The sequence below is a fragment of the uncultured Mucilaginibacter sp. genome, from assembly GCF_903893715.1.
GTDB lineage: Bacteria > Bacteroidota > Bacteroidia > Sphingobacteriales > Sphingobacteriaceae > Mucilaginibacter.
Map to the genome: position 1 here is coordinate 149,439 of NZ_CAITNG010000047.1, position 24,986 is coordinate 174,424.

The 24,986-nt window shown below is 44.3% G+C and carries 22 protein-coding genes; 15 read left to right on the forward strand and 7 right to left on the reverse strand.

Annotated features, from left to right (window positions below):
* Window positions 1-9: 9 nt before the first annotated feature.
* The 5 genes from QZX97_RS06565 to QZX97_RS06585 all read left to right on the forward strand — a co-directional run bounded on the left by QZX97_RS06565 (window position 10) and on the right by QZX97_RS06585 (window position 3,974).
* Window positions 10-918, forward strand: a complete 909-nt coding sequence (locus QZX97_RS06565) for a serine kinase (protein WP_295655583.1) — start codon at window positions 10-12, stop codon at window positions 916-918.
* The gene (locus tag QZX97_RS06570; RefSeq protein WP_295655585.1) at window positions 908-1,327 is read left to right on the forward strand and encodes a lasso peptide biosynthesis B2 protein; all 420 of its coding nucleotides are present in this window, start codon (window positions 908-910) and stop codon (window positions 1,325-1,327) included. The genes QZX97_RS06565 and QZX97_RS06570 overlap by 11 nt, the downstream gene beginning before the upstream one ends.
* Window positions 1,328-1,337: 10 nt before the next feature.
* A complete protein-coding gene (locus QZX97_RS06575; RefSeq protein WP_295664477.1) occupies window positions 1,338-3,230 on the forward strand; it encodes an asparagine synthase-related protein in 1,893 nt (630 codons plus the stop codon).
* A 250-nt stretch (window positions 3,231-3,480) separates the two neighbouring features.
* The gene (locus QZX97_RS06580; RefSeq protein WP_295655589.1) at window positions 3,481-3,621 is read left to right on the forward strand and encodes a hypothetical protein; all 141 of its coding nucleotides are present in this window, start codon (window positions 3,481-3,483) and stop codon (window positions 3,619-3,621) included.
* 200 nt (window positions 3,622-3,821) lie between these two features.
* Window positions 3,822-3,974: a hypothetical protein gene (locus tag QZX97_RS06585; protein WP_295655591.1), complete on the forward strand. Its 153-nt coding sequence runs from the start codon at window positions 3,822-3,824 to the stop codon at window positions 3,972-3,974.
* 13 nt (window positions 3,975-3,987) lie between these two features.
* Here the strand turns inward: QZX97_RS06585 and QZX97_RS06590 are convergent, their stop codons facing one another.
* The gene (locus QZX97_RS06590; RefSeq protein WP_295655593.1) at window positions 3,988-4,266 is read right to left on the reverse strand and encodes a PqqD family peptide modification chaperone; all 279 of its coding nucleotides are present in this window, start codon (window positions 4,264-4,266) and stop codon (window positions 3,988-3,990) included.
* A 78-nt stretch (window positions 4,267-4,344) separates the two neighbouring features.
* Window positions 4,345-4,869: an adenylyl-sulfate kinase gene (gene cysC, locus QZX97_RS06595; RefSeq protein ID WP_295655594.1), complete on the reverse strand. Its 525-nt coding sequence runs from the start codon at window positions 4,867-4,869 to the stop codon at window positions 4,345-4,347.
* Between the two features lie 241 nt (window positions 4,870-5,110).
* On the opposite strand from cysC, the gene QZX97_RS06600 reads away from it, so the two are divergent.
* Entirely contained in the window at window positions 5,111-7,942 is a 2,832-nt protein-coding gene (locus QZX97_RS06600; RefSeq protein ID WP_295655596.1) for a hypothetical protein, read from the forward strand.
* A gap of 87 nt (window positions 7,943-8,029) precedes the next feature.
* Here the strand turns inward: QZX97_RS06600 and QZX97_RS06605 are convergent, their stop codons facing one another.
* Window positions 8,030-8,833: a polysaccharide deacetylase family protein gene (locus tag QZX97_RS06605; RefSeq protein ID WP_295655598.1), complete on the reverse strand. Its 804-nt coding sequence runs from the start codon at window positions 8,831-8,833 to the stop codon at window positions 8,030-8,032.
* A 321-nt stretch (window positions 8,834-9,154) separates the two neighbouring features.
* Between QZX97_RS06605 and QZX97_RS06610 the strand changes: the two genes are divergently transcribed.
* The 3 genes from QZX97_RS06610 to QZX97_RS06620 all read left to right on the forward strand — a co-directional run bounded on the left by QZX97_RS06610 (window position 9,155) and on the right by QZX97_RS06620 (window position 11,952).
* Window positions 9,155-10,357 carry a cytochrome c peroxidase gene (locus QZX97_RS06610; RefSeq protein WP_295655600.1) on the forward strand — a complete coding sequence of 401 codons (1,203 nt, stop codon included), beginning with the start codon at window positions 9,155-9,157 and terminating at the stop codon, window positions 10,355-10,357.
* 111 nt (window positions 10,358-10,468) lie between these two features.
* Window positions 10,469-10,876 (forward strand): hypothetical protein, encoded by a 408-nt coding sequence (locus tag QZX97_RS06615; RefSeq protein ID WP_295655615.1) that lies wholly within the window; start codon window positions 10,469-10,471, stop codon window positions 10,874-10,876.
* Between the two features lie 62 nt (window positions 10,877-10,938).
* Window positions 10,939-11,952 (forward strand): phytanoyl-CoA dioxygenase family protein, encoded by a 1,014-nt coding sequence (locus QZX97_RS06620; RefSeq protein ID WP_295655602.1) that lies wholly within the window; start codon window positions 10,939-10,941, stop codon window positions 11,950-11,952.
* Between the two features lie 76 nt (window positions 11,953-12,028).
* On the opposite strand, the gene QZX97_RS06625 is transcribed toward QZX97_RS06620, so the two are convergent.
* Window positions 12,029-12,832: a WecB/TagA/CpsF family glycosyltransferase gene (locus QZX97_RS06625; RefSeq protein ID WP_295655603.1), complete on the reverse strand. Its 804-nt coding sequence runs from the start codon at window positions 12,830-12,832 to the stop codon at window positions 12,029-12,031.
* A gap of 382 nt (window positions 12,833-13,214) precedes the next feature.
* Window positions 13,215-15,761 (reverse strand): zinc-dependent metalloprotease, encoded by a 2,547-nt coding sequence (locus QZX97_RS06630; protein ID WP_295655604.1) that lies wholly within the window; start codon window positions 15,759-15,761, stop codon window positions 13,215-13,217.
* Between the two features lie 172 nt (window positions 15,762-15,933).
* Here QZX97_RS06630 and QZX97_RS06635 point away from each other — a divergent pair, with 172 nt between their 5' ends.
* Window positions 15,934-16,293: a hypothetical protein gene (locus QZX97_RS06635; protein WP_295655605.1), complete on the forward strand. Its 360-nt coding sequence runs from the start codon at window positions 15,934-15,936 to the stop codon at window positions 16,291-16,293.
* A gap of 9 nt (window positions 16,294-16,302) precedes the next feature.
* Here QZX97_RS06635 and QZX97_RS06640 read toward each other — a convergent pair whose 3' ends face one another.
* A complete protein-coding gene (locus QZX97_RS06640) occupies window positions 16,303-16,800 on the reverse strand; it encodes a molybdopterin-dependent oxidoreductase (protein WP_295655606.1) in 498 nt (165 codons plus the stop codon).
* 160 nt (window positions 16,801-16,960) lie between these two features.
* On the opposite strand from QZX97_RS06640, the gene QZX97_RS06645 reads away from it, so the two are divergent.
* From QZX97_RS06645 to QZX97_RS06665, 5 genes are all read left to right on the forward strand, one after another.
* Window positions 16,961-18,124 (forward strand): acetamidase/formamidase family protein, encoded by a 1,164-nt coding sequence (locus tag QZX97_RS06645; RefSeq protein WP_295655607.1) that lies wholly within the window; start codon window positions 16,961-16,963, stop codon window positions 18,122-18,124.
* Between the two features lie 764 nt (window positions 18,125-18,888).
* Entirely contained in the window at window positions 18,889-19,926 is a 1,038-nt protein-coding gene (locus tag QZX97_RS06650; protein ID WP_295655608.1) for a hypothetical protein, read from the forward strand.
* A 9-nt stretch (window positions 19,927-19,935) separates the two neighbouring features.
* The gene (locus QZX97_RS06655; protein WP_295655609.1) at window positions 19,936-20,430 is read left to right on the forward strand and encodes a hypothetical protein; all 495 of its coding nucleotides are present in this window, start codon (window positions 19,936-19,938) and stop codon (window positions 20,428-20,430) included.
* A gap of 71 nt (window positions 20,431-20,501) precedes the next feature.
* Entirely contained in the window at window positions 20,502-22,484 is a 1,983-nt protein-coding gene (locus QZX97_RS06660) for a M1 family metallopeptidase (RefSeq protein WP_295664479.1), read from the forward strand.
* A gap of 90 nt (window positions 22,485-22,574) precedes the next feature.
* The gene (locus QZX97_RS06665; protein WP_295664481.1) at window positions 22,575-23,438 is read left to right on the forward strand and encodes a universal stress protein; all 864 of its coding nucleotides are present in this window, start codon (window positions 22,575-22,577) and stop codon (window positions 23,436-23,438) included.
* Window positions 23,439-23,501: 63 nt separating this feature from the next.
* On the opposite strand, the gene QZX97_RS06670 is transcribed toward QZX97_RS06665, so the two are convergent.
* On the reverse strand, window positions 23,502-24,986 hold a 1,485-nt coding region (locus QZX97_RS06670), incomplete at its 5' end, for a hypothetical protein (protein ID WP_295664483.1).

Genomic DNA, 24,986 nt, shown 5'->3' on the forward strand with positions numbered 1-24,986 from the left:
AAAAATAATATGTTGAGCTACACGTATTGGGGTTTCGGCCTGCACATTGCATCGCAAATAGAGTTTCCTGAGTTCGTGCCTGTAAAGTTTGCTGAAGCGGATGTTGAAATTCATATTGCGTCTGTACCCAGGGTTTTAGGCGAAAAAAAGATTTCTCCTGCTGGTTTTAGCTATATCCAAAACGATACAGAATTACTATTGGAGATAAATGATGTAGCTACTTATTATGCCAAAAATGGCGATACCATCGTCATCGAACCTCGTGCGGGTTTAACCGAAATGCGTGAATTGCGAATATTTGTTTTGGCCACCATATTCGCGGCAATTTTAACACAGCGCAAACGCTTACCCATGCATGCTTCCGCCATATTGCACAATAGCGAACTGATATTGATTTGTGGTGATTCAGGTGCAGGTAAGTCAACCACGCTGGCCGGACTGATAAAAAAAGGCCACCCTGTATTTAGCGATGACGTAGTGGTAATGGGGCAAGATGGTCTGGCAACAGCGTCTTATCCCATGATAAAACTTTGGGAAGACGCTCAGGATAAGCTTAACCATGATTTGTTTGACGACAGGTCATTCACCATAAAGCCTGGTATGAACAAGTACGGGATCTTTTTTCACGATAAATTTGATATAGGCAGTTACCCCGTGAAAAAGATGCTGATATTAAAAAAGGCCGACGTGGCCAATATCGAATCAAAGCAGATAACCGCATCGGCGGCCTTCAAAGAGTTGGGCAAGCAGGTTTACAGGCCAATGTTGATACATAACAATGAGTTGAAGGCCTTGAGATTTTCAGTAATTTCGGCTCTGGCCAATAATGCAACGGTTTATCAAATAACAAGGCCAGCTACGTGTAATGTAAACGATTTGGTCAATTATGTCGAAAACATGATTTACAATGAAGCCTAAAAAAAGCATCGACGATTATCTGTTTTTTGGCGAAGCCTGGTTTTTTTTAGCCATAGCCCGGTTGATGCTCGTTTTTTTGCCATTCAAAAAAATAGTGCCGGTATTAGGCACGAGGGGAAGCGCCCTTGAACCCGAGTCTGAAAATGCCGAAGCCATATTGGCAAATATTAAATTAGCTGTTCAGCGAGGATGCCGTTATTCGCCTTGGCGCACAAAATGTTTTGAACAAGCCCTGGCAGCTAAAATGATGCTAAAAAGAAGGAATTTTGTGAGTATAGTTTTTTTTGGGGTTTATAAGGAAGATGGCAATAAACTTAATGCCCATGCCTGGCTGCAAAGTTGCGGCCAGGTTATTACAGGAGGGGGCAATCTCGAAAAATATACCGTGTTGAGTAGTTTTAAAAGTTAGGTAAGTTGTTATGAGCGCGATATTTGGTATCATCAATAAAAACGGCAGGCCTGTTGAGCAGGAAATCACCAATAAAATGCAGCAAGCCATTGCTCACCGTGCAACCGACGGTAAAGGCCTATGGAATGAGGCAAATGCCGTGCTTGGTTTTTGCAAGCTTATTATTTATCCCCAACAAAAAGACGAACAGCTACCAATAGAGGCCGGCGATATTGCTTTTACTGCCGATGCTAGAATTGATAACCGCGATGAGCTGTACAGCAAACTCAACCTCGATAAACAGCAATGGCAAAACGAAGCAGACTCATACCTGATACTAAAAGCTTACCTACACTGGGGCGAAAAATGTGTGGAGCATCTGGAAGGCGAGTTTGTTTTTGCTGTTTGGGATAAAGTAAGCCAGCAACTTTTTATGGCAGCTGATCAAATAGGTTTTCGCCCGGTGTTTTATTATGACAGCCCCGATACCTTCATTTTTTGCAGCGAGATAAAGGGTGTGGTGGCAGCTAAAACTACGCCCAACTATTTTAACGAGGAGCACTTGATAGAATATCACTTTCGTCAAAGCGACCCTGCGCAAACCTATAATAAGGAAGTATTTGCATTATGCGGGGGCAACACACTCAAATTACTTAACGGTCAAATACAAAAAAGTAAATATTGGACACTGGAAGACCGCGGGCGATACAATTTTACAAGTGATGAAGATTGGATTGCTTGCCTGCGCGATTTGATGTACAAAGCAGTTGAAAAGCGCTTGAACCCCGATGTGCCCATTGGGGTTACGTTGAGCGGGGGTTTAGACTCAAGTAGTTTAGCCTGCATCTTATCGGATTTGTTGGCAAAAAAAAACAAGCCCTTGTATGCTTTCTCTTCCGTTTTACCTTTAAACCATGGCGGTATCGAACAAGATGAAAGACAATACATCGAAATTGTAAACAAACATTGCCCTAACATCTTACAAACCTTTGTCGAAGCCCCTGGTGTTGGCCCTTTTGATGATGTTGCTGCTGCTTTTGACAAAGACGAAAGCATACCCAATGCGTTTTTTTATATGGACCAGGCTCTATTGCTTGCCGCACAGGGAAAAAATATCCGCAATTTGTTCACCGGTTTTGGTGGCGACTTTTGGGTGTCGTGGAAAGGTAATTCCGTTGTTTATTTGTTGATGCAGCAGGGGGAATATAAAACTGCATTTGCTTTGCTCAAAAGTCTGGCTAAAACCAACGATGCCAATTTGCAGTCGCTTACAAAATCCGACTGGCTGTTTTATACACAGGCATGGCAGCAATTGCGAAAATTAAAACCCAAACCAAAGGTAGATTGGCAGCTCCAAACGGTATTAAGGCCCGAGTTGGTGAATAAATACAAACATGGGTTTGATTTTTCGCCCGAGGCAGACCAACGCATAGCCATGCGTAATCTGCTACAATCGGGTAATATTGCTCGCTTGCTGGGGACGTTTGCTAACCGAAACGGAAACTATGGAATGGGTACCGCCGATATAATGTTTGATAGAAACATAATGGAGTTTTTGATTGAAGCTCCTGTAAACGTATTTAACTTTAAGGGCTATAAACGCGGTTTGATAAGGCATGCAATGGAAGGGGTTTTACCACCCGAAATACAATGGCGAAAAGATAAATTACCCTATAATCCCGATTTTTCCCGCCGAAGCATAAACGGCCGCGATAAACTTTACAAGATTATTGCGGCGAAGCATTCTAACTGGATGTTTGACAAGTACTTTTCCAAAGAGATTATCGATAATTATTTTGACGCTATTAAACCTTTTGCAGGGTTTAGCAGTCCAACGAACATAATAGGTATTAGGATAACACAAGCGGGTATAACGTGCGAGGTTTTGAACTATTTACACCAAAAAGGATTTTTTTTTGAATAATTGTATCAGGTAGTGTTATAATTCAAAAAAAATCTGTAACTTTACAATCATACAGATAGAGATTTTGTAACGATTCCCCTACTTATAATAAACTATTTATGAAGCTTCATGAGTATAATGCACGATGTAAGTTTTAATTTCTTCCTCGCATATGGATTATGTTTAAAGATTTTTTAATGCGTATAACTTTTATCTAGTGACTATCACATAATTAATAAACAATAAATTAACCACACTAACAAAAACGGCTATGGAAACCATCACTACAATTGAGAACAACAGCACTCAAGTTAAAGAAAACTGGAGCAAACCCGAGATTAATATTATTTCGGTCAATGAAGAAACATTAGGTTCAGGTACGAACGGTTCAGACTCGATGAATGGTAGTTAAGTGTACTCTAATTTTTATTTTTACCTTTTACTTTCTCGTTGGACTAACTTATATTTTAAAGGTTTTTTATTATATCTTTGTTAATCTGTTGAGATAGTATTTTGTTTAGTCATTTTCATTAATAGGCACTTACTTTTTCGTAAGCCTATTTTTTTGCCCGTTTATTTAAGGTTTGTTTGAATCTTTATCTTGGTTTTATTATGGATAATTACAGTATCGCAAAAACAAAGGATTTAGCACCAGAAAAAGAAGCCTGGAGTAAACCTGAAGTAGATATTACTTCCGTAAATGAAGAAACATTGGGTTTAGGTGTTGACGCAGAAAAAGTCATTCATTTCTTGTCATCTAGCTAAGTTATAGTCTGCTTTATTTCGCGGTTATCGCTTTTTGATCGAGCATGTCTTGCAGGTACGCCAATGTATCTGTAGTGCAAGTGTCTTTGTCAATGTTAAAACGACTGGTAAGGTAGCTTATTAAAGCTTCAACTTTGACAGGTTGTTCTATCTGCTCCCAAATTACCCGGCCAACCTTGTTCAGGCTGATATAATTTCCACCCTCCAAATCCATCATTACCATTTCATCACCAACCTCACTGGTCAGCAGGTTTTTCGTATCCCTTTGTATTACACTATTTAAGTTTATCATTTTATCCTGTCAATATATCTGCCTGTGTCAACCTGTTTCTTAAGAGCTAAGCTTAATTTGCGGTAGCAAATTAAGGGGTTATTTCCTATGAGCTAAAATAAATTGGTATAATTTCTTTGCCGATTCATCGGCGGTCTCCGCGTCGGTACGGATAACCAGGTCCGCATTTAATGGGGCTTCAAAGGGGTCGTTCACGCCGCTCAGGTTGCACACCCTATCCGGATCGGTTTCGGGCAATGCTGCCCTTTTATACAATCCTTTAGTGTCCCGTAACATCAACGTCCCCATGTCGCAGTCAATATAAACAGTTCTTACATCGTGGTATTTCAGCGCAAGTTCGGTTCTGATGTCTTCATAAGGATTGATAGCGCAAATAATACTGATAATGCCATGCTGCGAAAATTTACTGGCCACAAAACCCAGCCGTCTGATGTTTTCGTTCCTATCCTGTCGCGAAAAACCCAAATCCGCACAAATCGCTTTTCTGTATTCATCCCCATCTATAATTTCGACGGCAATATCCTCACGCTTTAGCAACTCTTTTGTTTTATAAGCTACCGTAGTTTTGCCGCTTCCGGATAATCCGCACAATTGAACAATCATTATCTACCTGTTTTTGAGAGTGCCCAAAGGTATGGGTATATCCGAGACGTTATTCAATTTTGCCATCCCCAAATATATTGTTAAGCTTCAGTTTAACCAACCCTGTTCCAACTATCATGTAAAAAAATCGCAAATAAAATTAGGGCAGGTTAATGTTTTTAATTGTGGATTTATTTATGTTTATACTGTTTAAACCAATTATCAAACTTTTAGTCAAACAGCTACCATTCCTATCTCAACAATGCGAAGAATAACTTTTCTCGTTAAGCTGGTGCTTCTGCTTAACTTAATAACAGGTATTGCGCTGGCTCAGGCCCCTGCGGGCAATATCAACACTATCGTATCAAAAATTGGCACATATAACAGTTTGATGCCCGTCGAAAAAGCTTTTTTGCAATTCGATAAGCCCTATTATTCTGTTGGCGATACGGTTTGGTTTAAAGGTTACCTCACCACCCAAGCTATTGGCTACTCACCATTGAGCAGCCGTCTTTATGTGGAGTTGCTAAATGATAGCAATGCCGTTGTAAAACGTTTTGTTTTCCCTGCCGATTACGGGCTTACCTGGGGAAACATCCCTTTAAATGCCGCTTACGTGCACGAGGGCACTTTTACCATACGTGCTTATACCAACTGGATGCGCAATTTTGGCGATGACTATTTTTTTAAGCAAAGTTTTTATATCAACAACCAGGGCGATAATACATGGCTGGTCAACGTACGTCCGTCCATAACCCAAGCTGATGGCAAGGATAATGTGAAACTTGACTTAAAGTTTACCAGTCTTGATGATAAGACTGCCGGTCTGCGCGATCTGCAGTTAAAAGTAATGAATGGCAAAAAAGTGCTTTTGCGCAGTGCGGCACAAACAGCAGCGGATGGCACCATGAATGTCGATTTTAACTTGCCCCCGCAAACCAGTTTGAAAAATTTGAGCGTGATTGCACAGGATAAATTGGACAAAACACGCGCCGCGTTGATTCCCGTTGAGGTTAACCGTCCGCAAGATGTTGACATACAGTTCTTGCCCGAAAGCGGCTCGCTTGTTACAGAGGTACCGTCGCGCATTGGCTTTAAAGCTATTGGCGAGGACGGCAAAGGGGTTGATGTAAAAGGCGTGATCATGGATAGCGACAATAACCAATTGACAGAAATCAATACACTACACAATGGCATCGGGTCATTTGATATGACACCGCAGGCCGGCAAAACATATACCGCGCAGTTTACCTTACCCGGCGGAGCTAAAAAAACAGTGCAGTTGCCCGTGCCCTTAAAAACAGGAACTGTATTACGGGTAAAAAACACAATGGACAGGGATACAATGACAGTATCTGTATATAATACAACCGAGCAAACAACAAATCCTGGTAAATATTACCTGTTAGGCATGGCAAGGGGAGTAGTGTGCTATGGAGCTACATTTACATTTAGCAGTAATTACTTTTCGGTAAGGGTACCTAAATTACTGTTTCCTACCGGTACGGCTCATTTTATTTTGTTGAACCCCGAGCAGCAACCGGTTAACGAGCGGGTAACTTTTATCGATCATCACGACAATTTTAAAATAGAATTGAACACGGATGCAAAGTCATTCAATCCGCGCGATAGTATACCGGTGCATATTTTGGTAAAAGACGAAACTGGCCAGCCTGTTGTGGGGAGTTTTTCGATGGCAGCAACGGACGACAGTCAAGTAAAAACAGAGTGTTCAGTGTCCGACAATATTGTTTCGCATTTATTGCTGGCATCGGATTTGAAAGGCATTGTTGAAGACCCTACATACTACTTTCAGCACGATGAACAAAACTGGAGAGCTTTGGATGCTTTGTTGCTAACACAAGGTTGGGTAGGTTACGACTTAAAAAAAATAGACCAGCCGGTAAAACCGGAATTTGCTGCCGAAACAGAATTTATGGTAAAGGGCACGGTTACAAATCTGTTTAACCGCCCGGTCAGTCATTCAAATGTGATGCTATTGTCCAAAGGCGATCAGGTTTTCTTTAAAGATACTACGACCAATAACCTTGGTAAATTTGTTTTCAATAAGTTTCCACGGATAAATAATTCAACGTTCATCATTTCAGCACGTAACGAACGCGGAAAAGTAGTCAACGGAGGTATCAGTATTGACGAAAAAAATCAAACTTCGGCTAATGTTGGCAATAGTACGTTATTGGCCCCGTGGAATGTGAATACCGATACCACAGTGTTGAACTATGTTAAATCGAACAAAAACTACCACGCTATTTTGGATAAAGAATTGTATGGCATAAATGGTAAATTGCTTAAAACTGTCGATATACGTTCGCAGGCAGTAATCAAAGGTTCGCATAACCTGAATGGTCCCGGTACGGCTGACCAAACCCTCGGCGAAGACATAATGGTAAATGCCGGTAAAGCAACCTTGTTGGATGTGATACAAAGCAAAGTGAGTGGCTTTAGGCAAGGCTTTTTTAAAGACAGCCTGAAGCACATGAACCTGGAATACTTTATTAAGGACAAACGCGTACGCTTCGTTTTTGACGGTGTTGACCTTGACCGTTTCTACGAGCCATTTGGTGGAATGGCCAACGAACATTACGAATATCAGAAACAATATCTGGACTACATTTCGGCCGAAGATATATTAGGGATAGAAGTTTTGTACACCCGCAATGCCATGTACAATGCGCAAAACATAGAAAACACGACTGATTTATTGGCAGCTACGGCAACGGGCCCGCCTGGTTCAGACTTTGCATACCTCGAAATAACTACCCGTGCCGGAAGCGGGCCCTTTATACAACGCGCAACAGGTATATATCTGTATAAACCCCTGCCGCTTGCCGAATACAAACAATTTTACAGGCCACGCTATCCGGTAAAAAGCACCTCCGTCAACAATGCTGATTTACGTTCTACCATCCATTGGGAACCGAATGTTGTTACCGATAAGAATGGTACTGCAACCGTATCCTTCTACGCTGCTGATAAGCCAACGCATTATACTATCATATTTGAGGGTAGTGATATGAACGGCCACGTGGGGTATCAAACAAAAACCATCACTATTAGTGGTAATACGCAGTAAATAGTGTAATTAGATAAGCTGGGATAGCTTGGAGCAGCGCGAAATGGGAAAAGTAGAATGGTTTAAACGCCATATTTACTTTTTCCATTATTTCTTTTGCACTTCCTTTATCTTCTCTGCAACATCAACCATCGGGGCAACCCAAATGTCTTTTTCGTTTTGTTTAAGATAATGTAATAATTTGGTGTGCTCGCCACGGTTTTCATTGATGTTGTGTCCACCACCAACGCCGTGGAAAAGGAATACCAGCAGTGTATGCGTTTGTTGCGCTTTTTTTACCAGGTCAATCATATATTCCGCGGGCTTGTCTTGTATTACATAACAGTCTATATTATCCAGGTCAACGTGATCGGCAGTTTGCAGGCCACCTGTTACTCCGCGCGCACCAACAAAATCATTTCGTAACCCGGTATAAAAATTTACGCCGCCAATTTTCAAATCGCCGCAAGGGTAGGCAAAGGTGCGCTTGTCTTTCCCGTCAATAGCCTTTAGCAGGATGTTGTTTGCCCTTATTTCCTGCACGGCCCTTGTTACGGTGTACTTGCTCAGGTCGCCATCCGGCGTTACAAAACCGCGTCCAGGCAAACTGCCATCGCAAGGGTGAAACAAAGAGTGATTGCCCAGTTCATGCCCGTGTTTGGCTGCAAGCCGCCACTCATCCAACCTTTTACCTACTACAGAAGAGTTGCCTATAATATAAAACGTTCCCTTCAGGTTCACCGAATCTAAAGCAGGTACTACATTGTCAAGGTCTATATCAATGGCATCGTCATAAGTAAGCACCACCGCGCATTGTTTGTTGTTCCAAACGGTAGTATTTTTAACGAACGACGTATTAATGCCCATAACTATAAACAATACAGCCACCATCGTTATTTTTTTCTTTTTCATGATATCAGGGTTAAAAATTTTGTCTTTTGGATAGTCATTTAATGGTGTTGCATGTAACGCTCTCCTATTATATTAATTCAGATACATTGGATTCAGAACTTGAGTATTTGATACAATAGCTGTATCACTTTGTATTAGCGGTTTTAAGTGGCTTGGCGATGGTAATTTATCAACCCAACAGCTGTAAATATCTTACATATTTATAAAAAATGCAATCGATTTCATTAAATGATTTTTTGAGGTGTTGGATAAATAAAATAATTCCGCTTGACCGTAGGAAATTGTCAGCAAGAACATCCAATGATTAAAGAACCGATAATTATGCGCCCTAATAAACTATTTGTGTTTGCTGTCCTCGCAGCTTTTGTGCTGTTTACATTTTTTCAAGCCTGTAAAAAAGGCACCGATACAACGCTTATAAATACTTATCCTGCAGTGCTGGCCGCTTTTGGCAGCAACATCGACCTGAATAATCTTTCAAACTACACCGGTCAAACCATTCCGGCGTATATTACTAAGGATAATTCGGCAGCCGACCCGGTTACCAACGCCGGAGCCACGTTGGGCAGGGTACTGTTTTACGATAAGAACTTGTCGGTAACCAATACCATAGCATGCGCGAGCTGTCACAAACAGTCGATGGCTTTTGGCGATAGTGTGATACAGAGTTTAGGTGCCAATGGTTTAACGGCCCGCCACTCCATGCGCCTGGTAAATGCCCGTTTTGCACAAGAGGTACGTTTTTTTTGGGATAAACGCGCAGCCTCACTCGAAGACCAAACGACTCAACCAATTCAAAACCATAACGAAATGGGGTACAGTGGTGCCAATGGCGACCCGGGCATCGGTGTATTGATAGCCAAGTTACAGGCTATACCTTATTACAACGAACTGTTTAAATTTGTATATGGTGATTCCGTAATTACCCAAACGCGTATGCAAAATGCGATGTCCCAATTTGTCCGCAGCATCCAATCTTTCGATTCGAAATTTGATGCAGGCATGGCAGTTGCCAACAACCTTAACCAGGATTTTTCCAACTACACCGCGCAGGAAAACTTGGGCAAGCAATTGTTCCTCGCTCCGCCTGCCCTTCCGGGTGCGCCCGGCGTACCAATTTTGGGGGCAGGTTGCCAGGGCTGTCACCGTGCCCCGGAGTTTGATATCGACCCTAATGCTGCCAACAATGGTATCATCAGTGTTGCAGGTAATCCGTTGTTGACCGATATTACCAATACCAACCCGCCATCATTGCGTAATTTGCTTAACCCGGCAGGTAAGCCTAATGGCTTGTTTATGCACGATGGCAGTATCAACAGCCTTGCAGGGGTAATCAATCATTACAATCTTATCGCCATAAATCCGATTAATACGAACCTCGACCCCCGGCTTGCCAACGGTGGAAAAGGACAATCGCTCAACTTAAGCCAACCACAAAAAGATGCCATTGCAGCATTTTTGGCAACATTGAGCGGAAACGATGTTTATACCAATAAAAAATGGGCGAGTCCGTTTTTAAAATAAGTGGTTTTTAAATATGACTTTGGTCATTATAGGCTATGATAGCCATCATTTGTTTATGTGGTATAATTGAGCAACTTTGCAACTCATGGGCACGTTAAACAAATATTGTTGATGAAAAAAGTTGTTGTTACCGGTTTAATCGCAGGGCTGATATTGTTTATCCTAAGTTATGGAGGGCTGTTTTTGGCTATAAGATTCTTTCCATCGCTTTTTATCGAATACAATAATCCGTTGTTTAATTCAAACGGCAGCCGCGATGTGCTTTTTTACATGCATGCTTTTATTATCAGCCTGGCTTTATCGTGGTTTTGGGACAGATTTAAAGCTTTATTTAAAGGCCCATTCTTACTAAGGGGAGTAGAGTTTGGTCTGGTTTACTCTGTTGTGGCCCTGCTGCCGGTCATGTGGATTTCTTTTAGTTCCTTAGATATTACACTGACTATGGTGGCAAGCTGGTTTGTTTACGGCTTATTACAAGCCATTGTAGCTGGTGTGGTGTTTGCCAAGTTAAATCCCTGATAAATATTCTTGCGAAAATCCCGGTATATTATTTATTTTTATCATAAATAATAAGCCTTTTTATGCCGGTATCCGAAATAGTCCCTTCATCCGAAATGGGGAAGATAAAAGTAATGCACTTGAAACGTTATTGGAGCAAAGCGCTGTTAAAACGCAATGGTAAGCTAAAGCAAGATGCGCTTCAGGAAGAGTGGAACCTCGACACCATATTGCTCCACACCCTGGGCCTCGGACTGGAACAAACCTCCAAGTACGTTTATCAGGAAGTTCCCGACTTTGAAAAATTTGAAGACTGGATATTGGAAGTTACCGGTGGCCCTGATGATGAAAAAACCAGACAGTTTAACACCTTGTTTTTGGAGACCACTACTCGTGGCGAACGAAAAATTGAGGAGGTATTAACCAGGGATGACCTTGATTTTTGGAATGAAAATGGGTACTTGATTGTCAGAAATGCCGTAAGTAAAGAAGATTGCGATGCTGTCATAGCGGCTTTGTGCGATTATATTGGGATTGATAGGAATGACCCCACAACCTGGTACAATCATCATCCGGCCCAACAAGGTATCATGATTCAGCTTTTTCAACATCCTGCTTTGGAAAAAAACAGGCAATCTGCCAAAATCAGGACGGTTTGCGAACAGCTTTGGCAGCGCACGGATATTTGGCCGACTACCGATAGAGTAAGCTTTAATCCACCCGAAACACAAGCTTATCCATTTCAGGGTCCGAGATTACATTGGGATGTAAGTATTGATTTGCCTATACCTTTTGGTTTGCAGGGTTTGCTTTATTTGGCGGATACTGCCGAAAACCAAGGTGCGTTTACACTAATACCGGGTTTTCAACATAAGATAGCTGATTGGGTAAACAGTTTGCCTCCTGACGTCAATCCGCGATTCCAGGACCTTTATGCATTAGGCCCCAAACCCATTGCCGCCAATGCCGGCGATTTTATTGTTTGGTTACAGGCGCTACCACACGGCAGTAGCCCGAATACCTCAAAATTGCCACGGTTTGTACAATATATTACCTATAAACCGGTAGACGAAGGGCTTAGCAAAGTTTGGAAATAGACAAGCTTAATTAGCCAAAGATTTTAAAAGAGGTGTATTGGCCTAAAGAATATCCGCAAAAGCTGGCGCAGAGGCGTTAAATTACTTTTTCGTAAGCAGAAGCCTGAGGTGTCATCTGTATGATTTTCGCTTCCGGCTTTGTTGTCATCGCAGAGAATTTTTTAACCATCATTTGATAGATGAATACCGGGCCATAGTACATATAGCGTTTCCACATACGTTTTGGTTCTTTTACCAAACGTACAAACCACTCTAATTTAAGGTCAATCCACAATTGCGAAGGGCGTTCAACAGTACCCGCATAAAAATCGAATACGGCACCTATTGAGCAAATGGTTTTTGCGTTCAACAATTGCTTGTGTTTAGTAGCCCATTTTTCTTGTTTTGGAGCAGTCATGCCAACAAACAAAACATCGGGGTTAAATTTGTTTACCGCGGCAACCATTTCAGCATTTTCGGCGTCGGTAAATTCAGGTTTGTAAGCAGGCGAGAAGGTTCCAACTTTAACATTTGGATAGTCAACAGCCATACGCTCACGTATCAGGTTCAGCGTTTTTTCAGATGAACCTAAGTAAAAACAGCTGCCACCTTCGTTATTCAGCTTGTTAAGCAAAAATTTGTGGATATCGGCACCGGCAATTTTTTCAATTTTTTTGCCGTTCATCATTTTAGCTGCGGCAACAATGGCCACACCATCCGGCAATAAGATATCCGAACCCATCAGTGCACTTTTAAACTCTGCGTCTTTTTCGGCCATTACATAGGAGTATTGGTTGATGGTATTGATCAAACATTTTGAATCAAAGTTGTACTGATCAAGCGAGCCTGAAAAGATGTTGTAGTTGAACATTGATGTGGTTTGATTTGCTAAAGTTGTCATAACGGAAAAATTGACCTGTTGCTTAATTGCAATAAAGAAGGCAACAATCGTGCTTCCATTGAAACATTCTGGAAAGCGCATCCGTATAAAGAGGGAAAAGCGCCTCTGAATGATATTGAGGCTATTTTCAACTCACTTTTTTTTACGAGCTAAATTTTCTTCAGGCCCGATACTTCCCTAAACTTTTTTTAGTGGGGAAATATTTCCATAATAAAGTGTGGTTTTTAGCGGGGAAATTGCACCCAAGACGAGTCTAAAGGAAGAACGAATACAGCAAACGATTATAAAATGGACGTTGGCGTAAGTTATACTCGGCTTGCGGTATAGGCATAAAAAAGCCACCGCAACCTCTAAATAGATTACGGCGGCTTCGTTAGTTTTTTTAATAGTTCTTTATCACTTCAAAATCAAAACCGCCCATACCAATAGGCGCGCCCGGCGGCATTTCGAGTGCCGGCTCCGGCTGGAATTTATCCGGTGTTTTCTCAAACTCCGCTATCTGCGATAAGCCATAATAGATAGATGCTTTGCGTTTATCGTCTGCTCCTGTTAGGCTTTTTGCCATCCACTCTTCCAGTTCATGAATTTTCAGTAAGGCCTCGCCACGCACATTCTCAGCATTGCGGGTATCAGCAGCCATCATCAATAAATATTTTAGGGTTAGGTTGTTCACCAATACCTGCATTTCGCCGGGGTATCCGGCTAAGGGTTCGGCCTTCCAGGTTTTGTCTATCAGCTTATCCAAAACGGCAAACAAACCGGGTTGGCGACTGTCGCGGGCCTGGTATTCAATTAGTCGGGCTGCACGCGGTCCATCCAACAAATACCCCAAAGTGGTGCCCGCAGCAGTTTCAGCCGCGGCAATCGGATCGAACGTTGGCCCGGTATGCCCTGCGAAGGTTTCAACACCACCAGGGTAACCCGTAGGGCGGGGCGGTATCTTTTCTATCAGGCCTTCGGGCAACATCAAAGCATTAGGCGTAATGGTATTCATCATGGCATCAAACGCGCGCCATTGTTCAGCAGGGTCAACCATTTTGGTAGGTTCCTGGCCATCGTTTTTAATGGCATGGGTAAAATACAGGCCACCTATCGATTTTGCCACGGCTTCTAACTGGTAACGGTGCAGCAGGTACATCGGCACCAGCACTTCCTCCAAAGTAGCCATTGGCGCATTCTGACGGATGGCTTTTTCGGAGAAATTATCCAAAACATGCCTCCTTATCGTCATCAGTTTATCCAACTGGTCAATAGGGTTTACGCCATCATCCCATTGGTTCGACATCGGGTGCGCGCCGCCGCCAACATCGGGTATGTATTTAAAGCTCTGTTTCAGGGTTTCTTTCATGATTTTATCCAGCTCGGCATCCTCATTCGCCCCTTTCGGGAAGTCGGAATAACCCCACATAATACTGCGTTTGTCCCAGGTGCCGATACCTTTGGCATATGCTTCTGAAACATCGATGGTGCCGTCTGCCTTAAGGCTAAACCTTGGGAAAGGATAGTCCATTACCGATGCGCGGTCTTTAGGGCTGGCGGCAAAATTATGCGTAAGGCCCAAAGTATGGCCAATCTCGTGTGCTGATAATTGCCTGATACGTGCCAACGCCATTTCTTCCATTTTAGGCGATACCGGTTTGCCATCCTCGTAGGGCTGTAACAAGCCTTCGGCTATCAGGTAATCCTCGCGGTGGCGGTCGGAGCCCAGCGTTACCACGCCTTTAATGATCTCGCCGGTACGTGGGTCGATATACGATGAACCGTAAGAAAACGCCCTTTGCGGGCTGCCCGAACGGTTTACCCAGTTCACCATGTTATAGCGTATATCCATCGGGTCGGCGCCTTCGGGTAGTTCTTTTACAATAAAGGCATTCTTAAAGCCTGCGGCTTCAAAAGCCTGGTTCCACCATGAGCCGCCTTCTATCAGGGCTTTTTTGATGATGGGTTGTGCCCCGCGGTCGATATAATATACAATCGGTTCAACAGGTTCACTTACTGCTGCCGAAGGGTATTTTTTGATTAAACGGTGGCGCTCGATGAATTTTTTAGAGATTGGGTCGGTCATCGGAGCCGAAAAATCCATATATTGGAACGAGTTGAAACCCGAACGCGGGTCGAACTTGCGTGGTTTGTAATTGCTGTCAGGCAGTTCAATAAATGCCTGGTGCAGGTTTACCGTAACCGAACTTGGGTCGGGCGCAATACCACGGCCACCACGACCGCCGCCACCTCCTGCTCCCGCAAAAGTCAGCATGGCTTCAAACTCACTATTTTTTGGAAAGTTTTTGGTATTGTCCATAAACACCGCAGAGCGGGTCTCATCAACACGATAACCGGCACCACCCGCTGCGCCACCGGCACCACCACGGCCACGCGTACCTGCGGCCTGCGCACTGCCCGGATTGCCGGCACCGCTACCTAAGGCGTCGCCGATATGCTCGCTGTCGCGGATAAGGAATGGGGTAAAATCGACCAATACCTTATCGCCCTCAATAGCTACCGGTGCAAAACCAAATATCACCGACTTGGCAAACGCGTTCTCCACGTCTTTCTTTTCGTCAGGGTTACCATTAACAGAGCGGTAGTTGTAAACCGGTTCCACCAAAAATATCTTTGGGCCAACCTTTACAAACTTGGTGATGACCGATGATGCCTGCCCGCGTTCCGGGCCGCCGTTGCCAACACCATCAACCAATGAGCTGAAGTACAGGAACTCCTTATTGAACTGGTCAATCTCAAGGTATATCTTACCGCTTTTTTCGTCGTAGTAAAAGTTGAAATAGCCTTCGTACTTTTTAAGGTTTTGAGTAATGGCGGCTAATGTTGTTGCCGGGCCGGTGTTGGAGCCGCCTTGCCTGCCGCCGCCCTGCGCATAGCCGAGCGTTGAAAAACAGACGAGTGCGCAAAAGAAGAGTAATAGTGGTCTCATGTCAGTTAATTTTTGAGGGTTGTTAATGTTACCGACTAATATAACCAATATTGTTAAATAAATTCCATGTTTATTGCGAAAGCTGCATCGGTTGATTGTTTATCATGAAGATGTTACAGTTTGTTAATTAAGCAAAAGGTATTACCTTGTATTACCAAACAACCTTTTCTTTATGAAGAAACGATTTGTTTTGCTGTTGGCGCTTATAGTTACCACCTCGTGTACATTTGAAACAAGTTCGAGCACAAGTATCACTCTTGCCCATTCGGGTACAATTGTTTTTAAAGACGACAAAACCGGTATCAAAAGCATAACACCCAAAGGTTTTTTGATGTTTAATAACGACGGCGATGAGTTGAAAGTAGAATGCGACACGAACGGGAATATCAGTTACCGGCTAAACGACGATAACAAAACCAATACGCTTCAAGGCGAAGAGGCCAAACTGCTTGGCGAAGCAATCAAGTTTTGTATTGCCAATGGCGACTTAAAAACACCACCATATACGCTTACCGACAAGCCGGATAAGTAGCTGTTACCCTTACTTCGCAAAAGCCACATTTATCGCTGTCACCATTTTAATGCACCTGCCTGCCTTTTTCTCGTCTTGCACAATAACGCGGAACGGCCCATCGCCAGTTGGCAAAGGTTTCCCGTCCATCGTATCCGCAAGGATAACGGTACGATCCGTAAAATCCTTGTCCAATTCAACCAAAGCGAAAATAACACGGTAGCCATCGCTCGCATCTACCGATACATAGCGGGTAAGCCCGTGCCCTTTCTTATCGCCCCCCAATATTAAGCCTGCCTTTTGCAGAATGGTGGCCAATATCACGCCCGTATAGCTATGCTCATTGCCATCCTTTTCCTTACGCATAACGGTAGTTTGAGGGAACTGCTTAAGGTCAGCCAATGTTAAGTCATACGGTGTATCAACTTCGCCGCTTATTTTTACGGACGCAATCTGGGCTTTGGTTGAGGCGGGGTTAGATAGGGTCGCTATAATGGCGAAAAACAGACTGAGGTAAAGTGCTTTCATGCAGATTAGGTTTTTGTATTACCCTGCTAAGTTAAATAATAGGCATCGGCTTTTAGCCGATATAACCACCAATCCGTCTGTTTTATGTAACATTTCCAAATCTGTGGGTTCAACAGCGCCTTTTATCGCTATTTTTAGTTGCAATCACAATATCAGCAGCATGGCGACAAACAAACCTACCCAAAACCAACGCAGAGACTTTTTAAAGAACGCGGCCAAAGGCGGCATCGCGGCATTATCGTTAAGCAGTATAGCGGCAAGTGCGTTCAGTGCCGAAAAACACATCAGTAAAGCTGTTTCCGATAGCGGCGATATTGCCGTTAAGCCCGACCACCTTATCCGTTCCGTTCCCGAAAACATGGTTTGGGGTTATTACGGTGCCGATGTGCCGCCCGTTGCCACCGTTAAAGACGGCGATATTGTGGAGATACAAACCATCAACACCACCGGCGTGCCCCGCCGTAACCCTGAGGACTTCTACAAAACCAACAACCTGCCGCTCGACGAGCAGGCGCTCGACATCATCGAGATATACAAAAAGGTAAAGCCAGAACCATCAGGTTTGAGCGGCCACATGCTCACCGGCCCCATCTTTATCGAGGGCGCCGAACCCGGTGATACCCTCGAAGTGCGCATACTGGATATTGTGCCCCGCAGCGGTTTTGGCGTAAACGCCGTTTGGCCCAAAGGCGGCGAGCTTGGCGACGTGGTAACCACTCGCGAGAACTTTGTGTACAAATACGATAAGAAGAAACGCATCGCCTCCTTTAAAGAAGGTATTGAAATACCTGTGAAGCCTTTTATGGGTGTGATGGCCGTATCGCCCGCGCCCGAAAAGGGCAGGGTAAGCTCCATTCCGCCGGGCTATTATGGCGGTAATATGGACCTTAAACACCTGGTTAAAGGTACTACGCTATACCTGCCCGTATCCACCAAAGGCGCGCTGTTTACCACCGGCGATTGCCATGCAGCGCAAGGTACCGGCGAGATCAGCGGTGTGGCCATTGAGGCTTCGCTTTCGCTGACCGTGAAGTTCATCGTTCGCAAGGATATGCATATCAAACAGGTGCGTGCCGAAAGCCCTACCCATTTTATCCTCTTGGGCCTCGACCCCGACCTGAGCAAAGCCATGAAGAACGCCGCCACCGAAGCCGTCAACTTTATAAAGGACGACCTGGGCTTTACTTTTAACGAAGCCCTGTCCATCTGCAGCACCGGCGTCGACTTTGAAATTACCCAGTTAGTCGACCAAACGCTTGGCGCCAATGCCATGGTACCTAAGTCTATCTTTACCAACAAAACCTTTCCGTATTGGAATAGTTAATGTATTGATTTACAGATATTAATGAAAAAATAAATTCCGTTGGGGGGGGGTAAAAGTTGGAAGTTTACAAACTCTTTCCCCCTCAATCATTCAACAAATCAATCCCTCAACCATAAAGCAGGGGGGGGGGAAATAGTAGGATTATTGTAAAACGTCTTTACGCCTGCCACTTCCAACTGCCACTGCCACTTCAAAAGCAGGGGGGAAAAAGTAGGAAAAAAATAAGCCTTTCTATTCCATCCAACCATCACCCACCATACCAATGACTTCCCGATAGCTATCGGGATGACCCAATGACCAATGACTACCAGCAGGGGGGAAAAAGTAGGAAAAAATAAACCTTTCTATTCCATCCAACCATCACCCGCCATACCAATGACTTCCCGATAGCTATCGGGATGACCCAATGACCAATGATTCACACCAGGGGGGGGGGAAGTAGGAAAAAATAAACCTTTCTATTCCATCCAACCATCACGCGCCATACCAATGACTTAATGACCAATGACTACCAGCAGGGGGGAAAAAGTAAGAAATATTTTCAACTTTTTTGCTTCCTGCTTCCAACTTCAAGCCTCGCGCTCAATTCTATACAATATAAGAAGAATCATTGATACATCAAATAAATACTCGTAGTTTAGATACAAATATCTGTCCGAAACCTTTAATATCTCATCAAAATCCACTTAAATTTATGCATGAAAAAGTTGCTTTACTTGTTGCCATTTATTATCCTCATTTGCTGCAATAGGCAAAAATCAACAATGAGCAAAACACCCTTATCAGCAACAACCAAACCCGCCGCTAAGCAATACGATCCCGATAACGACAAACAATACACGCCACAACAACTCGAAGCATTTTTAGACAGCGTCGGCCATCTGCCCACCAAACCGCTTGCCGATAAAGTTGCTTTTTACGCCGATTCCGTTTTTAAAAGCCAAAAGCAAATGGATACCATTATCTCTCCTGCAGATATGACCATCCTTAAACATGCCATCCGTAAAGGTGTGATGGCGGTGAGTACCGCGAGGCGAATTTTTAGAAACAAAGACATCGATAGTGCCTGCAATGAGAAGGATATTTTTTTAACTTATAAACCCGGCCTTATCCCGGTGGTCTTTTATCCCTTCGATAAAAACAAGAATGACTTTAACGAATATGCCATTTGCATTGGCGACCCGGGACATTGTCCCAATGCTGCCCTATATTTTTTTAAAGGGAACAAAATAATTGCCCTTCAAGATGGTTATAACCGCTTTGGAACTGATGACGGCCATTATAAAGATACTGATGGCAAAACAGTTTTTTACAGAGTACAAGAATTTGCCGAAGGTTCCGGTGTTGGTTGGTTTAACTACTTTTTTTATAAATATGATGGAGATAAACTGATTCCAGTACTAAACGAATTACAGAACGGCAATGTACAAGGCCCATTGGGCACACGCGTGATATGGCTGGAGAGTACCATTCTGAAAACTAACCCATTAACCATTAAGATGGTTTACAGCCAGTTTGGGATGAAAGACGATGCGACCATTCCTCGTGAGTCACTTATCATTAACGATTCCACTATTGTGCAATACCTTTGGGATGAACATACCAAAACCTTGCAAGGGCAATACGCTAAGTCGAAGATTAGCAAGGCGCGGATATTGTCGTACTACTTAGAGCATAACGATTTCTTATTTATGAACAGCTATTACAGCACGCTAAAAGCAGCTCTGCGCGATAAAGCAAAAAGCAAACTGATACTGGAGTATTTGAATAAGGTTAAGAATATTTACTGTGGACAACAATAAATAGATAAAATGAAAAATTTGATGTTGATGATAATCTCCTTGATGTGGGGTACCCATACCGCTTCGGTAAAAAAACAATCAGAACAGAATTATATACAGTTTCAATTTACAGGGCCACAACAGTGCGGGCCCAAGGAATTATTCATTGTTAAACGGAGTGTCGACTTTGAAACAATTGAGAAAGTTTTGGGTGAAATTATAACAACTTCGAGCCGACCATTAACAAAGGAAGATAAAGAATATATGTGGAAAGCGATGTTTAATACGGTAATTACCAATGAAAGGACATTTTCGAAATTTGTGCAGTTTATGGATGCAAATCCTACCTTCTATACATCGAAAGAACAAAGCCAGTATTCTATTATTATCAACGGGGCAAGACACCGCATACGCCTGGAATTACAAAAAGAATTCTTTGCCGATTTGAGTAAATATCTCGAAAATGAAAAGTGCGACAAAATGATAATTAGGGAGGTAAACCTTGTTCGTGATGCCACCGAGTAGATTTGCAAACCCGCACATTTACACATTTGCACATTAAATAGTATATTGCTGGTTCAAACATTAAACTGACAATGAAACGCAACCTCATCTGCTTATCACTTATTGCCTTAACTTTTTGTGCCAGCGCGCAGCGCCGCGGCCGCAGGCCCAACACCAACGATACCATCAGTTCCAACTACTCGCCAAAGGAGCTGTTCGCGCCATTGCATTTTACCGATAAGGGCAACGAGTTCCACTCGGCCAATGGCGAGCCCGGCCCAAAATACTGGAAACAAAAGGTGGATTACCTGCTCAAGGCCAGTATTGATACAGCCACCAAGGTACTGAGCGGCACCGAAACCATCAGCTATACCAATAACAGTCCCGATAACCTGAGCTACCTGTGGGTACAGCTCGATCAGAATACTTATAAAGAGGACGCGCGTTCCAATTTTGCCACCGGTGGCGGCGGCAGGGGCCAATACACCAAAGGCTACGAGCTGGCCTCGGTGGACCTGGTAATAGCCGGCAAAACCGAAAAAGCCGTTTACGCCGTTACCGATACCCGCATGCAGATCCGATTGCCGCACGATCTGCCGGCCAATGGCGGTAAGATCGGCATCCTTATCAAATACAAATACAGCATCCCGCCAAACGGTGGCCGCACCGACTTTTTCTCCACCAAAAACGGCACCATCTACGAAATTGCCCAATGGTTCCCGCGCATGTGCGTGTACGACGATACCACCGGCTGGGATACCCTGCCCTTTTTAGGCAGCGGCGAGTTTTACTGCGAGTATGGCGATATCGACTACTCGGTAACCGTACCCTCCAACATGATTGTAGCCGGCTCGGGCGAACTGCAAAACCCGACCGAAGTACTCACTGCCAAACAGCTAAGCCGCCTCACCGCGGCCCGTGCCAGCGATAAAACCGTGATGATCCGCACCGCCGAAGAGGCCGCCGACCGTACTTCGCACCAAAAACCAAGTCCAACGCTCACCTGGCACTTCAAAATGTTCAATACCCGCGATGTTGCTTTCGGTACGTCGAACGCCTACATCTGGGATGCCGCGCGCATCAATTTGCCGGGCGGTAAAAAGAGTTTGTCCATGTCGGTTTACCCTGTAGAGAGCGATTGGGGCCGGTCGACCGAGTACCTGAAAGGTTCTATCGAATATTTCTCATCCAAATGGTTTGTATACCCTTACCCTGTGGCCATCAACGAGGCGGGCCATGCAGGTGGGATGGAATACCCGGGCATATTGTTTGACGGCATGGGTGCAAAAGGCGAGGGGCTGTTCTCGCTCATCGCGCATGAGATAGGCCACAACTGGTTCCCGATGGTGGTGGGCAGCGACGAGCGCCGCTTTGCCTTTATGGACGAGGGCTTTAACACCTTTATCGATATTTATGCCAGCGATGTATTCAACAAAGGTGAGTACGCCCCCAAACGCGATGGTGAATACGCCCCCAACAAAGGCAACCCTGCCGACGAGATACAGCCCACCATTAACGACCCCAAGGCGCCCACCATTATGACGGCTGCCGATGCCGTTGGCGGCGAATACCGCCACCCGATAGAGTACTTTAAACCCGCTTTCGGTCTGGTATTGCTGCGCGAGCAGATATTGGGAAAAGACAGGTTCGATTACGCCTTCCGTAACTATATCCACAAATGGGCCTACAAACACCCCCAACCTGACGACTTTTTCCGCTCCATGGAAAGCGGCGCGGGCGAGGATCTGGGTTGGTTTTGGAAGGAATGGTTTTACAACAACTGGAAGCTGGATATCGCCATCATCGATGCCAAATACGTGGATGCCGCCGACCCTAAAAAAGGCATCAACGTAACCATCGCCAATAAGGAAAAATCGGCCATGCCCTTTACCGTGGAAGCGACTTATAAAAACGGCGAAAAATTCCGCATGCAGTTGCCTGTGGAAACCTGGATACAAACCAAGGCCATCACCTTTGTAATGCCCACCACCGGCGAAGTAGCTACCGTAAAAGTAGACCCGGATGCTGCTTTACCGGATTGTAACCGGGCGAATAATACGTTTACCGTGAAATAAAACCAATATCACGCCGGGCAATGCCCGGCGTCATTATTTTACCCAATGGTTGTGGCGAATTTTACGTTGGTAAACCAAGCCACCACCACCATGGATACGATACTCGTCCCAGTTGATTTTTCGGCCAATGCCGGGCATGCGGCCGAATATGCTTACTATTTGGCTAAACAACTAAAAGCCGATATGGTATTGTGCAATGCGGTTCTCGCGCCCTCCCAAATCCCTCAGGCGGGTGTTATTGTTTGGCCGATAGAAGAATATAATACCCTGTTGGAAGGCAGCAACGACGAATTGACCTTTTTAAAACAAAAGCTCGAAAAAGCCGATACTTCAACGGATTTTAGGCCCGAGATTAGTTTTTTGAGCGAGGCTGGTTATTTACCCGACGTGGTAAACGGCCTGGCAAAGGATATGCAGGTAGATATGACCGTAATGGGCACACATTGCGCCGGCGGCCTGAGCACCTTTATATTTGGCAACCATAGCCGTAAAATGATTGACGCTACAACCGGTCCCTTGATGATAGTGCCCCAAACAGCCCTGTTGCAACCTGTTCGCAAAATAGCCTTCGCTACCGATTTGACCAAAATTGCCGACGATGAGGAGGCGGTGTTTGCTTTGATACCATTTGCAAGGGCTTTAAATGCCGAAATACTGATAACCTACGTGTACAACGGCGGCGACGGTTTTGGAGGTTTTCAGGACCAGATCGATCAGTTTATGACGGTGCTTTCAAACAAGGCCAACTATCCAAAAATTTACTACCGTATTGTTACCGATAGCAATACCGAAGCCGGCCTAGATTGGTTATGCCATCACGGCCAGATAGATATATTGGCGGTAGTGCACCGCCAGCACAATTTTTTCGATAACCTGATAAAAGGAAGTCATACCAAGAAACTATCGGAGGTGGTTGAGATACCGTTGTTGGTTTTATCCGAAACGCGACGATAGTCGGGCTACACGTCATGGGCCAATAACGGTTAAGGGGTATAAGCAATTATACCCCTTATTTTTTTATCCTATGAGGGTCGCTTCCAAAGCGCTTTCCGATGCGGTAAGCTCATCAAACCATTGCTCAATAATATGTGCCGGTTGTTCGGGCCATTGGGCAAACAGGTCTTTATAGTAAGCAATACCTTCCTGCAATTGGGCTTTAAACTTGGTCAGTTGTTTGCGCTTCTTGTCGTTCAGGTCTTTCAGGTTGTTTTGCAGGTCGGTTTGCAGGTAATCGATGTATAGGTTTAGCTCTTTGATAAACAACTGCGGGCGTTTTATTTTGTCGAGTAGGTCAAGCTTGCCATAAATATGTTTTACCATCTCGTCCAACGAGTATATCTTGCTGAAGTAGGCCAGATTGGGCCCCGGGCAAATAGCCACGGCAATATTTTCTTTGGGCTTGTTGATGCCGTTTTTTAAATAGGTGGATGAGCATAGACCCTCACACAAGCATATTTTTTGAGTAATGCTGTCAAATTGTTCGCGGTACTCCTCTTCAGGCAGTTGCAGGCTCTGTATCTGTTTTATCTTCAGGTTTTGGTACTCGCGCGATGCTGTACAAATCGGCTGTTCGGTAAACTCAGTATTGGTAACCAGGTATTTTTTGGTACATGGGCTGCCCGGCCTGCCTTTTGCCAACCGCTCCAGGCGTTGGCTTTCGGCGCTGCTGCGCTTAAAATTATTGAACAATATGCCCAGCGGCGATGACGCGCTCAGGTAATAGTCCGATTCGTCTGCATGTGCCAACTCGGTCAATGTCGCATCATCCACATTGGTCACTTCGGGTACCAATAAAAACGGGCTGCCCCAACCGGTGGCGTCCAGTTCATAGTATTCGAGCAAAAATGCATTTTCAGATGCTGTGCCGATACCGCCCTGTACGCTCAGGTTTTGTTTAGGTGCCGATGCAAGGCTGATACCTTTGGTTTCCAATGCTTGTTGGTATAAGCCGGTAAGCTCGGTTATCATTTCCGGCTTCTTTTGCTTAAATTCTTCCAGTATGGGGCCAAGCAGGTATCCTTCGGTGGCAAAGGCATGCCCGCCGCAGTTTAAGCCCGATTCTACCCTGAACTCAGAAACCCAAATCCCTTTTTTTGCCAAAAATTTGGCCTGTATAAACGCCGACCTGAAATCGCTCACCTTAAGGATTACCTTTTTGCGCAGTTTGCCGTGCGCATCGGGGAAAAAATCAGGGAAAGTTTCCAAATAACTGTATAAGTGCGGGTTCATCCCCGCCGAAAGTACTACCGACGATTCAAGGTCGCTTTCAACAAAGCCTTTTAACGCTTCCAAAGCGTCGGTATGTTCGTCGCCCAGGTATTCGCCGTCGCTGTCAAAATTCATCTTGTCCACCTTAGCCATAATGTTCACGTCAATGGCACCCTTGGTCATCGAGTTGCGCAAAACATTTTGGAAAATGAGCTTACGGTCATCAGCAGGATAATCCATCATCAAATCGTACCCTTGTTTCAATTGGCTTGAGTCGGGCAATAGTTCAAAATA